The organism is Halomonas citrativorans, assembly GCF_014898005.1.
Classification (GTDB): Bacteria; Pseudomonadota; Gammaproteobacteria; order Pseudomonadales; family Halomonadaceae; genus Vreelandella; species Vreelandella citrativorans.
Genome location: NZ_JABUYX010000005.1, coordinates 21468 through 35835, shown reverse-complemented (window position 1 = coordinate 35835; position 14368 = coordinate 21468). Strand labels below are relative to the sequence as shown.

At 54.5% G+C, this 14368-nt stretch carries 12 protein-coding genes; 3 read left to right on the top strand and 9 right to left on the bottom strand.

Annotated elements, in window-relative coordinates; genetic code table 11:
* Nucleotides 1–32: 32 nt before the first annotated feature.
* The 7 genes from INT20_RS07810 to INT20_RS07780 form a co-directional block, all read right to left on the bottom strand.
* Nucleotides 33–1631 (bottom strand): isocitrate lyase, encoded by a 1599-nt coding sequence (locus INT20_RS07810; RefSeq protein WP_172117187.1) that lies wholly within the window; start codon nucleotides 1629–1631, stop codon nucleotides 33–35.
* A gap of 332 nt (nucleotides 1632–1963) precedes the next feature.
* A complete protein-coding gene (locus tag INT20_RS07805) occupies nucleotides 1964–3145 on the bottom strand; it encodes a cupin domain-containing protein (protein WP_172117186.1) in 1182 nt (393 codons plus the stop codon).
* A 30-nt stretch (nucleotides 3146–3175) separates the two neighbouring features.
* Nucleotides 3176–4564, bottom strand: a complete 1389-nt coding sequence (gene purB, locus INT20_RS07800; protein WP_193056740.1) for an adenylosuccinate lyase — start codon at nucleotides 4562–4564, stop codon at nucleotides 3176–3178.
* Between the two features lie 77 nt (nucleotides 4565–4641).
* Complete coding sequence (hflD, locus tag INT20_RS07795) at nucleotides 4642–5283, bottom strand: high frequency lysogenization protein HflD (RefSeq protein WP_193056739.1); 642 nt, start codon at nucleotides 5281–5283, stop codon at nucleotides 4642–4644.
* Nucleotides 5280–6437, bottom strand: a complete 1158-nt coding sequence (gene mnmA, locus INT20_RS07790) for a tRNA 2-thiouridine(34) synthase MnmA (RefSeq protein ID WP_193056738.1) — start codon at nucleotides 6435–6437, stop codon at nucleotides 5280–5282. Before mnmA ends, hflD begins: the two co-directional genes overlap by 4 nt.
* A 73-nt stretch (nucleotides 6438–6510) precedes the next feature.
* Nucleotides 6511–6966, bottom strand: coding sequence for an NUDIX domain-containing protein (locus INT20_RS07785; protein ID WP_193056737.1), 456 nt, complete (start codon nucleotides 6964–6966; stop codon nucleotides 6511–6513).
* Nucleotides 6963–7574 carry a pseudouridine synthase gene (locus tag INT20_RS07780; RefSeq protein WP_193056736.1) on the bottom strand — a complete coding sequence of 204 codons (612 nt, stop codon included), beginning with the start codon at nucleotides 7572–7574 and terminating at the stop codon, nucleotides 6963–6965. The genes INT20_RS07785 and INT20_RS07780 overlap by 4 nt, the downstream gene beginning before the upstream one ends.
* A 231-nt stretch (nucleotides 7575–7805) precedes the next feature.
* On the opposite strand from INT20_RS07780, the gene INT20_RS07775 reads away from it, so the two are divergent.
* The 3 genes from INT20_RS07775 (at nucleotide 7806) to clpA (ending at nucleotide 13074) form a co-directional block, all read left to right on the top strand.
* Nucleotides 7806–10040, top strand: coding sequence for an NADP-dependent isocitrate dehydrogenase (locus tag INT20_RS07775; protein ID WP_172117181.1), 2235 nt, complete (start codon nucleotides 7806–7808; stop codon nucleotides 10038–10040).
* Between the two features lie 315 nt (nucleotides 10041–10355).
* The gene (gene clpS / locus INT20_RS07770; protein WP_087106453.1) at nucleotides 10356–10661 is read left to right on the top strand and encodes an ATP-dependent Clp protease adapter ClpS; all 306 of its coding nucleotides are present in this window, start codon (nucleotides 10356–10358) and stop codon (nucleotides 10659–10661) included.
* Nucleotides 10662–10800: 139 nt separating this feature from the next.
* On the top strand, nucleotides 10801–13074 hold the full coding sequence (clpA, locus tag INT20_RS07765) for an ATP-dependent Clp protease ATP-binding subunit ClpA (RefSeq protein WP_193054839.1): 2274 nt from the start codon (nucleotides 10801–10803) through the stop codon (nucleotides 13072–13074).
* A gap of 156 nt (nucleotides 13075–13230) precedes the next feature.
* On the opposite strand, the gene infA is transcribed toward clpA, so the two are convergent.
* A complete protein-coding gene (infA, locus tag INT20_RS07760) occupies nucleotides 13231–13449 on the bottom strand; it encodes a translation initiation factor IF-1 (RefSeq protein WP_007111068.1) in 219 nt (72 codons plus the stop codon).
* Between the two features lie 147 nt (nucleotides 13450–13596).
* Nucleotides 13597–14331 (bottom strand): arginyltransferase, encoded by a 735-nt coding sequence (locus INT20_RS07755; protein WP_193056735.1) that lies wholly within the window; start codon nucleotides 14329–14331, stop codon nucleotides 13597–13599.
* Nucleotides 14332–14368: the final 37 nt, after the last annotated feature.

The following is a 14368-nucleotide window of genomic DNA, read 5'->3' as shown; positions in this document are numbered from 1 at the left end:
ATACTTCGTCGTGGAGTGCGGGTACGGCTACATTAGCCAAACTGGTTCATTGTATTATCTTTGCCGCCCGCTTTAAGCGCTGCGTCGCCGTGGAAGAACTCCTTATGGTCATCGCCAATATTAGAGCCTGCCATATCTTGATGTTTTACCGTGGCAATTCCTTGGCGAATCTCTTCTCGCTGAACACCTTGTACGTAGGCCAGCATACCCTCTTTACCAAAGTAGCCCTTGGCCAGGTTGTCGGTTGAAAGCGCCGCAGTGTGGTAGGTGGGCAGCGTAATAAGATGGTGAAAAATACCCGCTTCACGGGATGAGTCACGCTGGAAATTGCGCGTCCATTCATCCGCCAACTGGCCAAGCTCGGTAGTGTCGTACTCGACACTCATTAGCTTGTCACGCTGATAGGCGGACACATCCTTACCCTCGGCTTGCCAGGCATCGAACACCTGCTGGCGGAAATTGAGCGTCCAGTTGAAAGAGGGCGAGTTGTTGTAAACCAATTTGGCATCGGGCACCACTTCGCGGATACGGTTGACCATGCTGGCAATTTGCCCAACGTGGGGCTTTTCCGTTTCAATCCACAGCAAGTCGGCGCCATTTTGCAGGCTGGTAATACAGTCAAGAATGACGCGGTCTTCACCCGATCCAGCTTTAAACTGATAAAGGCCTGATGCCAAACGCTTGGGTTTGACCAGCTTGCCGTGTTGCTTGATAACCACATCGCCATTATTGATATCGGCAGCATTCTCGATAACGTCACCATCCAGAAAGCTGTTGTACTGATCGCCGAGGTCGCCTGGTTCATGGGTCACGGCAATCTTCTGGGTCAGCCCAGCGCCCAGCGAGTCCGTACGAGCAACGATAACGCCATCTTCCACGCCGAGCTCAAGAAACGCGTACCGGACTGCGTTAATTTTGGCTAGAAAATCCTCGTGCGGAACCGTGACCTTGCCATCTTGGTGGCCGCACTGTTTCTCGTCGGACACCTGGTTTTCGAGCTGAATGCAGCATGCGCCGGCTTGAATAAACTTCTTCGCTAGCAGATAGGTGGCTTCCGCATTACCAAAACCGGCATCAATGTCGGCAATAATAGGCACGATATGAGTATCATAATTGTCGATTTTGCTAATGACTTCCTGCTCTTTGGCGCTGTCACCGCTGGATTTTGCGTCATCCAGCGCGCGGAAAAGATGATTAAGCTCCCAGGCATCGGCCTGCTTCAAGAAGGTGTAAAGCTCCTCAATCAGGTTGGCGACCGAGGTTTTCTCATGCATGGACTGGTCGGGCAGGGGGCCAAATTCGGAACGTAGGGCAGCGACCATCCAACCCGAAAGATAGAGGTAGCGGCGCTTGGTGGTGCCGAAATGCTTTTTGATGGAGATCATCTTCTGCTGACCAATAAAACCGTGCCAGCAGCCTAGCGACTGCGTGTACTGTGCCGTATCGGCATCGTAGGCAGCCATGTCATTGCGCATTATCTTGGCGGTATAGCGCGCAATATCGAGCCCTGTATGGAAACGGTTTTGAGCACGCATCCGCGCTGCATGTTCAGGCTTAATCGCCTCCCACTTGCCGCTTTGGGCCTCACGTAATTGAGCGATGGCTTTAATATCGTTGAGTAGTCCAGACATGAGCAATTCCTCCAGGGTTAAACAGCACTTCGCAAGGTTGTGTTTGTGCTGCGCTTGCGAAAACGTTATCAGCGTCTACCGGCTGTAAGGCATGGCTTCTGTCTAGGCAGAGATACCTGGTAGCGCTGCAGTGCAATAACTATTGACGACAAGGAGGGATTCAACAATTGACACTTGGAGGCAGACGGGGTTGTAACTTGACGACAGAGGGTTAACAAAATGGCGTGTTTGTGTAGTCGTTTTTCGTCAGGCGCGTCACCGGCCCATAAAAAACGCCATCCGAAGATGGCGTTTGGTGCTCAATATTGAGAGACGTTGGGTAGGTGCTGGATCTACTCTTCGTCCTCTTCTTCATCCATAAAGCCCATGCTGCCAGTGTTAACCAACTGGGTAAGTAACGCCGCCGCACCATCAAGCTCAAGAACGTCTTCATAGAAGGGAGCCGATTCTGATAGGCGCTTGGCAAGTGCTTCAGAGCAGGAATGACCATCGCCATCGACAAACAGCGTGGTGCCGCGCGAATCGCTACGCCAGGCAAAGCGTGAACCGGGCATTGCAAAAAGCGGTTCACCCGCTTGCAGATGCGCGACCAGCGCTGCTTCATCCAACGGCGACTCCAGTGGAGCGACCTGATCCATGTACTTGGGTTGCGTCATCACGCGGCCAAACCACTGTGCCATTTGCTCAGGATTGTCCAGCGTTGACAGCATAAACTGGCGCATGCGCTCGATAGCCGCATCATCCAGCTCGCCGGCCTGGCTTGCGGGTGCCATGCCCGCATCGCTGTAGCGCTTTGACGCGGGCAACTGCTCGCCCAGGTAATCCGCGTAAGAGGTAATGGACTCATCGGCAGAGGGTGCGCGAAAGCCTACCGAAATCGTCATGCAGTCATCGGTCTGGCTGACGCCGTGATGTGCCCAACCCGGCGGAAGATACAGCATATCGCCTGGTGCCAATGTCCAGTCTGAGTCTGGTTCAACCTCAAAGGTTTCCAGGATACGCAGGTCAATGCCCTGAATAATCGGGGCGTCATCGGACTGCTTACCCCCCAGCTGCCAACGGCGGTGACCGCTGGCTTGTAGTAAAAAGACATCGTACTGGTCGATATGCGGGCCGACGTTGCCACCTGGCGGTGCATAGCTGATCATAATATCGTCTAACCGCCAGCGTGGCAGAAAGTCGAATTCATCCATCAGCGCAGCAACCGCCGGTACATAGTGGTCAACCGCCTGCACTAACAGGCTCCAGTGGCCTTCAGGCAGGCGCTCAAACGTAGCTTCATCAAGCGGGCCATGAGAAACCTGCCAGGCCCTGTCGGGGCCTTTTTCTTCTACCAGGCGCGCTTCTACACCCGGTTCACAAGCAAGGCCCGCCAGTTCATCAGGATCAATCGGGCTTAGAAAGTCAGGTATAGCGCCACGAATCAGCAGCGGTTTCTGTTGCCAGTAGTGGGCCAGGAAGTCCTCGGGCGTTAAATCGCCCAGCAGGGTAAGTGGCTTATCGTGTTGGCTCATGGCGGTATCCTAATTGAGTGGCCGCAGCGCTTATGACAAGCTGCCCAGGCGTTGAGTAAGTGCTTCAGCTTGCGCTTGTGCATTACCAATATAGCTTGCCGGGGAGAGCTCTTTAAGCGCTGCTTTAACGTCGTCTGGCAGCTCAAGGGTATCAATGAAGGCGGCAAAGCCTGCCTGATCAATACGCTTGCCACGTGTCAGCTCTTTAAGTTTTTCGTAGGGTTTTTCAATACCGTAGCGGCGCATAACGGTTTGAATTGGCTCGGCCAGCACTTCCCAGCTGTTATCCAGGTCGGCGGCCAAGCGCTCAGGGTTGGCTTCCAGTTTGCTGATGCCTTTTAAGCTGGCGTGATAGCCAATCAGGCCATATGCCAAACCTACACCTAAATTGCGCAGCACGGTGGAGTCGGTCAAGTCGCGTTGCCAGCGGGAAATGGGCAGTTTTTGCGCCAGGTGAGCAAGCACGGCGTTCGCCAGGCCGAGATTGCCTTCCGAGTTTTCAAAGTCGATAGGGTTAACCTTGTGCGGCATCGTAGACGAGCCGATTTCGCCTTCAACCGTGCGCTGTTTGAAGTAACCCAGCGAAATATAGCCCCAAACGTCACGATCAAAGTCGATCAAAATGGTGTTGAAACGGCATACCGCATCGAACAGCTCGGCAATGTAGTCGTGCGGCTCAATTTGCGTCGTGTAGGGGTTGAAACTTAGTCCCAGCCCTTCGACGAAGGTGCGCGCATTGGCTTCCCAGTCGATGTCGGGGTAGGTGGTCAAGTGAGCATTATAGTTGCCAACGGCGCCGTTGATTTTTCCCAAAATTTCAACGCGTTCGATCTGCTTGAGCTGGCGCTTTAAGCGGTAGGCCACGTTAGCCATTTCTTTGCCAAGCGTGGTGGGGCTTGCCGTTTGGCCGTGGGTACGCGAGAGCATCGGCTGAGCAGCGTGGGTAATCGCGAGCTTAGCCACTTCATCGGCTACTTCGTGCATGGTAGGCAACAGTGCTTTAAGGCCATCGGCCAGCATTACACCGTAAGACAGGTTGTTGATGTCTTCCGAGGTGCACGCAAAGTGAATGAACTCGGTCACTGCGTTCAATTCGGCGTTGCCAGCAATTTTCTCTTTCAGGAAGTACTCGACGGCTTTCACATCATGATTGGTCGTCCGCTCAATCTCTTTGATACGTTCGGCATCAGCAATCGAAAACTCACCCACTAATTGCTCAAGAAAGGCGGTCGCCTCGGCGGAGAGAGGCGGCACTTCAACGATTTGATGGTGCTCCGCCATGCGCTGCAACCAGCGTACTTCCACAATTACGCGGGCGCGTATCAGGCCAAATTCACTGAAGTGTTCGCGCAGCGCGGACGCTTTGGCGCTGTAGCGACCGTCAACAGGAGAGAGAGCAGTCAAAGCGGAGAGTTGCATGGCATCGTTTCCAAGTAGTTCAAGAACAGGTGAGTCGGGAAAAAGTAAAGAGGCGCAATATCCGCCATTTAAAAGCGTTAACCGAGGCTATCCAGCGCACGGCGCAGAGCTTTGCGCTGAAAAATCAACTTCCAGCGGCGTCCACCCTGCTGATGCCATAAGAGCCCAAATCGAATGCCTGACAATAAGCAGGCACGCACGCGTTCCGGCATCATACGGCTTTGCAGTAATGAGGGGGCACCCTGCACTACAATGCGCGTTTTAAACGTGGAAACCGTCTCCTTGTAAGCTTCGCCGAGGCTTGAGATGACGTTTTCATGGGTAGCGCTAAAGTGTTCGGCCTGACCCTGAATACGGGTAAGGTGCTGGCCCAGAGAATCCATCATGTCGTTGTTGGTGCGCAGCTTATTCATGACCAGTAAAATCGTAAAACCGTAGCGCAGCACTACCGGGTTGGCCTGCTTACGGCCTACCAGCGCCTCAAGCGTTTCAAGGCCACGGCGCAGGTTGTTGGGGTGGCCGCCATAGATCGCTTCAAAGCTTTCCGGGTTGGTATCCACGGTCGCTTCAATCAGCGTGTCCCAGGAGCGGGTATCCACTTGGCCGGTGCGCGCTAGCTCATCCACCAGGCTGGCTGCTTGAAACACACCGGCCAGGGCAAGTGCCTGGCGTATAGCGGGTGAGTCAGGCGCCCGGTGAATGGGAGTGGGGGTGCTCATGCGGCAGTCTCCGTGGCATTCCATGTCGCGCGAATGACGCCGCCGCCCAAGCAGATATCGCCATCGTAAAGTACCAACGATTGGCCGGGCGTCACCGCCCACTGCGGGTCATCGAACGTCACTTCAACGCCGCCATCGGGCAACGTGCGCATTTCGCAGGGGCAGTCGCTCTGCCGGTAGCGGGTTTTGGCGGTAAACCGGCCTGACGCTGCGGGTGGTTCGCCTGCGACCCAGTCCATGGCCTCGGTGGCCAACGTATCCGAAAAAAGTAGCGGATGATGCTTGCCTTGTACCACGACCAGTACGTTGCGCTCTAAATCTTTTATCGCTACGTACCATGGGTCTTCGGAGTAGTTGGCCAGCCCGCCAATCCCCAGCCCTTGGCGCTGCCCCAGGGTGTAGTACATCAGCCCCATGTGGTCGCCAATTACATCGCCTTCAGGTGTCTCAATCTTGCCGGGTTGCGCGGGTAGATACTGCTGTAAAAAGTCACGGAAGCGCCGTTCGCCGATAAAGCAGATGCCCGTGGAGTCTTTCTTTTTGGCGGTGATCAGGTCGTGTTCTTCGGCAAGCGCACGAACGGCGGGTTTTTCCAGCTCACCCACCGGGAACAGCGTGCGGGCGATAGCCGCTTCGGGCACCGCGTGCAGGAAGTAACTCTGATCCTTGTTGCCGTCCAGCCCTTTAAGCAGGCGCGGGCGAACACCACTGGTGCCTTGGCGAACCTGTCCTTCACGCACATAGTGGCCGGTGGCGATCTTCTCGGCGCCCAGCATTTCGGCGTACTCAAGAAACACCTTGAACTTGATTTCCCGGTTGCACAGGATGTCGGGGTTGGGTGTACGCCCGGCCTTGTACTCTTCCAGGAAGTGCTCAAACACGTTATCCCAGTACTCGGCGGCAAAGTTGGCCGTATGCAGCTTGATGCCCAGCTTGGCACATACTGCTTCGGCGTCGGCAAGGTCTTCCTTTGCCGTGCAGTATTCAGTGCCGTCGTCTTCGTCCCAGTTCTTCATGAACAGGCCTTCCACCTCGTAACCCTGCTGCTGCAGGATAAGAGCGGAGACAGACGAATCGACGCCACCCGACATGCCGACAATTACTTTGCCTGCGGCGGGCGCCTCGGTAGTGGGCGAGCCATTGGTGGATGTCATTGGCATCCTCGGTTGAAGTGGTATGCAATTGGGCGGTGATTATACACGATGGGGGGTTGGTGCTTCGAGTGCTTCACTCTTGAATGACGCTTAATGGATAGCAGCGTTCGCAGATAGCGTCCTCAATGCGTTTGAGTACCAAGGGGCTTCTTAAGCGGTTTGCGTCTTTTAAGGCGCGAATTTCGTCAAGCGTTAGCCAGTGGGTCGCCACAATGTCACGGTCCAGTGGGGTGTCTTGCTGCTTAAGCGGCTCGGCAAGAAACCCGTGGCTGTGAAAGGTTTGCCCACTCTTTGCGTGAAAAACATACAGACCTAAATAGCCCGTAAGCGTCACCTGCCAGGCCGTCTCTTCTTGCACTTCCCGTACGATTGCCGCCATAGGGCCTTCGCCCAACTCAATATGCCCCGCCGGTTGGTTAAAAACGGTAGTTGGGCCGCCCTTGGCTTCTTCAACCAGTAAAAAGCGGTCGTGATGTTGAATAACACAGGCGGCCGTACTGTGAATGGCACTGCTTCGAGTAGCGCTCATGAGGGCTTTCGCTGGCGCGAGGCAGACGATTTGCCCGAGCGCTGGGGGCTTGGCGCCTTTCTTGGGGCATGCAGGGTTTCCTTGCGCCATTCACCAGGCTGTAAATCACCCAACTGCCAGGCGCCTATCGAGGCACGAATCAAGCGTAGTGTGGGAAACCCGACATGGGCGGTCATCCGGCGTACCTGGCGGTTACGGCCCTCGCTAATGGTCAGTTCCAACCAGCTAGTGGAGGGGTGGCGCTTGGGGTCGATGGCCGGTTCGCGGGGGGCAAGTGCCGGTGGCGCTATTAGTCGAGCTTTGGCAGGGCGGGTAGGGCCGTCCTTCAAGGTAATCCCGGCCCGCAACGCATTAAGCGCGGTGTCGTCGACCTGGCCTTCAAGCTGTACCCAATAGGTTTTGGGTTGCTTGTGGCGAGGGTGCGCAATTCGGTGGATGAGCGCGCCGTCATCACTAAGTAACAGGAGACCTTCAGAGTCATAATCAAGTCGTCCAGCCGCATAAACACCGGGCACCTTAATAACATCGGCAAGGGTAGCTCGCCCTTCGTTATCGGTAAATTGGGAGAGCATGCGGTAGGGTTTGTGGAGTAAATATAGGCTGCTCATAACGTCTCTTACATCTTGCGCCGGATTTGTCGACAATCTCTCATGCGGTTAAAGTGCAGCGCTGGTATACTCCTGCGTGACCGCTGGAGTCGTCGTCAACACCACCGAAGTGATATCAAGGCAGCCAGATTGAGCTGCTTAGCGCGCTTCGCGGCACGGTCTATCGTCGAATGAGCCGCGTAGCTTAGTATTTTATAACTAAAGCGACAGAGAAAAGAGGTTAACGCAAAAATGTCCCAAACGCCGAAGATCATTTATACGCTCACCGACGAAGCCCCTGCGCTCGCGACATATTCCCTGTTACCGATTATCGATGCTTTTACAGACCCGGCCGGGATTGAAGTCGAGACACGCGACATTTCATTGGCAGCACGTGTGCTGGCCCAGTTCCCTGACCTGCTTAACGACGAGCAGCGCGTTAGTGATGACCTGGCAGAGCTTGGCAAGTTAGCGACTACGCCTGAAGCCAATATTATTAAGCTGCCCAATATCAGCGCCTCTGGCCCGCAGCTGAAAGCCACGATCAAAGAGCTTCAAGGCCAAGGCTACCCGCTGCCGGAGTACCCGGAAGAGCCTAAAAACGACGCAGAAAAAGCTATCAAGGCGGCTTACGATAAGGCCAAGGGGAGTGCGGTAAACCCGGTGCTGCGTGAAGGTAACTCTGACCGCCGTGCGCCGAAGTCGGTCAAGAACTACGCGCGCAAGTACCCGCATCGCATGGGCGAGTGGAGCAGCGACTCTCAGTCTCACGTGGCTCACATGAGCGAAGGCGACTTCTACGGCAGCGAGCAATCCGCCGTTATGGAAAAAGCCGGCAAGCTCAAGATTGAACTGCAGCAAAAAGATGGCTCCACAACTGTCCTAAAAGAAGGCCTGGCCGTTCTTGAAGGCGAAGTGATTGATGCAGCCTGCATGAGCAGCCGCCGCCTGCGCAGCTTTATCGACAGCGAAATCAGCGATGCCAAGGCGCGCAACGTACTGTTCTCGCTCCACCTGAAAGCCACCATGATGAAGGTTTCCGACCCGATCATGTTCGGCATCGTGGTTGAAGAGTTCTACAAAGCCGCACTTGAAAAGCACGCCGATGCGCTGAAGTCAGCTGGATTTAACCCTAATAGCGGTATTGGCGATCTCTACAGTGCCATTGAGTCGCTTCCCAGCGACCAGCAAGACGCTATCAAAGGTGATATCGAAGCGCTTTACCAAGAGCGCCCGCCGATGGCGATGGTGAACTCTCACAAGGGCATTACCAACCTTCACGTGCCTTCTGATGTGATCATCGATGCCTCCATGCCGGCGATGATTCGTGACTCCGGTAAAATGTGGGGTGCCGATGACCAATTGCACGACACCAAAGCGGTTATTCCCGATCGTTGCTACGCGACTATCTACCAAGCGGTGATCGAAGATTGCAAAAAGCACGGTGCGTTTGACCCGACCACCATGGGTAGCGTGCCTAACGTGGGCCTGATGGCGCAAAAAGCCGAAGAGTACGGCTCCCACGATAAAACCTTCCAGATCGCTGCCGATGGCACCGTGGTGGTGACGGACGAAAACGGCAACACGCTGTTTAGCCATGACGTTGAAGCAGGCGACATCTGGCGTATGTGCCAGACCAAAGATGCGCCGATTCAGGACTGGGTGAAGCTTGCTGTTACGCGTGCGCGCGAAAGCGGCGTTCCGGCTATTTTCTGGCTGGATGCTAACCGCGCTCATGATGCGCAGCTGATCAAGAAGGTAGAAGCGTACCTTAACGATCACGATACCAACGGCCTGGATATCCGTATCCTGGCGCCGGTTGATGCCATGGCGGTATCGCTTGAGCGTATCCGCAAAGGCGAAGACACCATTTCTGTCACCGGCAACGTGCTGCGCGACTACCTGACCGACCTGTTCCCGATCATGGAGCTGGGCACCAGCGCGAAGATGCTGTCTATCGTTCCGCTGATGAATGGCGGTGGTCTGTTTGAAACTGGCGCGGGCGGTAGTGCTCCCAAGCACGTTCAGCAGTTCCTGGAAGAGAACCACCTGCGTTGGGACTCGCTGGGCGAATTCCTCGCGCTGGCGGCATCGCTTGAGCACCTGGGCAGCACCTTCGGCAACGCACGTGCCACTGTGCTGGCGAAGACGCTTGATGAAGCCAACGGCAAGTTCCTGGATAGCAACAAGTCGCCTTCACGTAAGGTTGGTGAGCTTGATAACCGTGGTAGCCACTTCTACCTGGCACTTTATTGGGCAGAGGCGTTGGCCGCTCAGAATGACGATGCTGAGCTGAAAGCGCTGTTTGCTCAGTTGGCCGAGAAGCTGGAAGCCAATGAGCAAACCATCGTTGCAGAACTTAACGATGTTCAAGGAAAAGCCGTTGATATTCAGGGCTATTTCCGTCCGAACGGTGAGCTGGCAAGCCAGGCCATGCGCCCGAGCAAAACGCTGAACGAAGCGTTAGCCGTGGTGGCAAAAGGTTAAGGCCAAAATGCCCTCGTTAATGGGGGCGTGAAAGCGAAACCCTCGTTCCAATAAAGAACGGGGGTTTTTGACTTTTGAAGTATGATATTTTTGATGCCACGTGAACCCTTGTAGAACTTAAGCGTCATAGTCTTTGACGGGTTACCCTTGCGGCTGCAAAGGTGGAGTCGTCCCGACTAGGTCGTTTTATGCGTCTTGAGAGAACCAACAGTGCGATCTATGTCTATTCCAATGTTTGATATGACAATGTTCGGTATGACGACGGTTGATGTAACCGCAATGTCATATGCGATGGCCGGCATGACGCGGCCTGAAATGCCTGATGATGGGGATGTAGCGACTCAGTCTGCTGAGCCCGCTTTAGCACAACCGCCTCTATACAAAGTCGTGCTGCATAACGACGACTACACGCCCATGGATTTTGTTATTGAAGTGCTGCAAGAATTTTTCAGTATGGATAGCGAAAAAGCGGTGCAAACAATGCTGGCGGTGCATACTCAAGGAAAAGCGACCTGTGGTGTTTTTACACGAGACATTGCCGAGACCAAATGCCATCAGGTTAATGAGTATGCACGTGAATGCGAACACCCGTTAATGAGTGATATTGAAGCCGCAAATTGAAAGGGTTGATAAAAATTTGTCGGTGAGGCTTGCAACCCTGCCATTTGTACCCGATGTTGAAAGTGCCGGTCGACTAAATTGATCCGACGCAAGTCCTAGGTGGCGAAATGCCCTAGGTAGTAGCGAAAAGGGGACTGCCATGCTGAGCAAAGAACTTGAACTGACCCTGAACACGGCTTTTACCGTGGCCCGTTCAAAGCGCCACGAGTTCATGACCGTTGAGCACCTACTGTTAGCGTTGCTGGACAATGCCTCAGCAGTTGATGTCTTAAAAGCGTGTGGGGCAAACCTCGACAAGCTGCGGTCCGATCTGCAGGATTTTATTAATTCAACCACACCGCTTATTCCCGAAGGCCATGGGGACCGTGAAACGCAGCCAACGCTTGGTTTTCAGCGTGTGCTACAGCGGGCGGTTTTCCATGTTCAGTCGTCAGGCAAAAGCGAAGTTACCGGCGCCAATGTATTGGTGGCCATTTTTTCTGAGCAGGAAAGCCAGGCGGTCTATTTCCTCAAGCAGCAAAGCGTTGCCCGTGTCGATGCGGTTAACTACATCGCCCACGGTATTTCCAAAGTAGCAGGCCATGGCGAGGCGCCGTCATCATCGCAAGAGGGTGAGGAGGTCGAAGAGGGTGCAAGTGAAGGTGGTGCGCATCCGTTGACCGGATATGCCACTAACCTGAACGAGCAGGCCCGCTTGGGCAAAATTGACCCGTTGATTGGCCGTGACCACGAACTTGAACGCGTTGTGCAGATTCTGGCGCGTCGGCGTAAAAACAACCCGCTGCTAGTCGGCGAGGCTGGCGTAGGCAAGACCGCTGTGGCTGAAGGCCTTGCCAAGCGTATCGTTGAAGAAGACGTTCCGGACGTTATTGCAGACGCCGTAGTTTATTCGCTGGATATGGGCGCGCTGCTTGCCGGAACCAAATACCGCGGCGATTTTGAAAAACGTCTAAAAAGCCTGCTGAGCGAGCTACGCAAGCAGCCCAATGCCGTACTGTTTATCGATGAGATTCATACGATTATCGGTGCGGGTGCTGCCTCTGGTGGCGTAATGGATGCCTCTAACCTGCTGAAACCGCTGCTCTCCTCAGGCGAGCTGCGCTGTATTGGCTCCACGACGTTCCAGGAATTTCGCGGTATTTTTGAAAAAGATCGTGCATTGGCGCGTCGCTTCCAGAAGGTCGACGTACTCGCGCCCTCGGTTGACGATACGATCAAGATTCTTAAAGGATTGCGCTCTCGCTTTGAAGAGCACCACGAGCTTAAGTACACAGATGGTGCGCTGGAAAGCGCAGCACGTTTGGCCGATCGTTACATCAATGATCGTCATTTGCCGGATAAGGCCATTGACGTCATTGACGAGGCGGGCGCTCACCAGCGGCTATTACCCCCTGAGGTGCGCAAAAACACCATTGATGTAGAGCAGGTGGAAGCCATTGTGGCCTCTATCGCGCGCATTCCGCCGAAGAGCGTTTCAAGCTCGGACCGCAAGCTGCTTGAGAAGCTCGACCGCGACCTGAAAATGCTGGTGTTCGGGCAGGACGAAGCCATTGATACGCTCTCTGCCGCTATCAAGCTTTCGCGCGCAGGGCTTAAATCGCCCGATAAGCCGGTAGGTAGCTTCCTGTTTGCTGGGCCGACGGGGGTAGGTAAAACCGAAGTGGCCAAGCAGCTTGCCCATATCATGGGTATCGAGCTTGTGCGCTTTGATATGTCGGAATACATGGAGCGTCACACCGTCTCGCGCTTGATCGGTGCGCCTCCCGGCTATGTCGGGTATGACCAGGGCGGGCTGTTAACCGAAGCAGTGACCAAGCAGCCGCACTGCGTCCTGTTGTTGGATGAGATTGAGAAAGCGCACCCGGAAGTCTTTAACCTGCTGCTGCAGGTAATGGACCATGGCCGCCTGACCGATAACAACGGACGTGAAGCTGACTTCCGCCATGTTATTGTCATCATGACCTCTAACGCAGGTGCCGAGCAGGCCTCGCGTCGCTCTATCGGTTTCCAAAGCCAGGATCACTCAACCGATGCGATGGAAGTTATCCGCCGTACGTTCTCGCCGGAGTTCCGTAACCGCTTGGACGGTATCATTCAGTTCCATGCGTTACCGACGACTGTTGTGCGTAACGTGGTCGACAAGTTCTTGATTGAACTGCAGGCGCAGCTGGACGAGAAACGTGTACAGCTTGAGGTTGATGATGCGGCCCGGGACTGGTTAGCCGAGAAAGGTTACGATCCGGATATGGGGGCTCGCCCCATGGCGCGCTTGATTCAAGAGAAGCTGAAAAAGCCGCTTGCTGAAATGATTCTGTTTGGCGAGTTGGCCGATAATGGCGGTATTGTGCATGTCAGTCTGGAGGAGGGGGAGCTGCATCTCTCCACCGAGACTGAGATGGCGGATGCGCCCTGAAAAGGGCGCTAAGATCGCCTTAGTGCGTAGCGCCTAATCATGCCGTAGAAATGCACAGCGCCCTGTCTTCGACGGGGCGTTGTCATGTGCAGACAGGTAGCCGTATACAGGTAACGGCGCCGTACCGCGTGCTGACAAAAAAGGCGTTATAAAGGCTTAGCGCGAACGGTAGACAATGCGGCCTTTGGAAAGATCGTACGGCGTTAGTTCCACTTTCACTTTATCGCCCGTCAGAATGCGGATATAGTTTTTACGCATTTTGCCGGAGATATGAGCGGTTACAACGTGACCGTTCTCAAGCTCAACACGGAACATGGTGTTGGGAAGGGTATCAACGATAACACCTTCCATTTCAATATGATCTTCGCGTGCCATATAGGCAGATCCTCACTTATTTAACGTAGTTAGCAAACCAAAACCGTTTCAGGTTTTAAGGGCCAGAAGGCTGACACTTAAGAAACAGCGCTATATTGTGCCGTAAGCCCGTCGTCAAGGCAAAAAAGCTGGCTTAATTTGCTGGCTTTAGCGAATTAAGGGCCGCCAATAACGCCCATCCAGCACTTCAATGGGAGAAAAATCCTGCTTGTAGCGCATTTTACGACACTCTTCGATCCAGTACCCTAAATACAGGTGGGACAGGCCTTTTTCACGCGTCAGCGCAATGAGCTGAAGGATAGCAAGGGTGCCTAAAGAGCGCCTGTCTAGTGCATCGCCAACGCCAAAAAACGTGTAAATGGCCGAAAGACCATGCTCTAGCTGATCAAATGCCGATACGGCCACCAGCTCCGAGCCTGCATACATCTCCAGCAGGTAGGCATACGGCTCCTCCAGAGTTAAAAACGTGCGGTACTGTTCACGATTGGGTGGGTACATGTCACCATCGGCATGGCGATGGCGAATATAGTGTGCATAGAGCTCATAGTGTCGCGCCTCATAGCGTGCAGGGACGACGCGGGTAGTGATATCTGCGTTCCGGCGCCACACCTTGCGCTGGGAGCGGTTGGGCGCAAAGGGCTCCACAGGAATACGCACGGACTGGCAGGCATTACAGTTTTCACAGTGGGGCCGGTAGAGATGCCGACCACTGCGCCGAAACCCGAGTAGCGCCAGCGAGTCATATACGCCCCGAACGGGAGACTCTTGCGGGTCAAGAAAAAGCGTTGTCGCTTCTTTGCCGAGTAAATAGCTGCAGGCATGAGGCACGGTAAGGAAGAAGCGCAGGTCCCGCACCGGCCGACGCGGAGTATTACTACTCAAAGCTTGCCTCCTTGATAAATTAACCCAACCCAGCCAG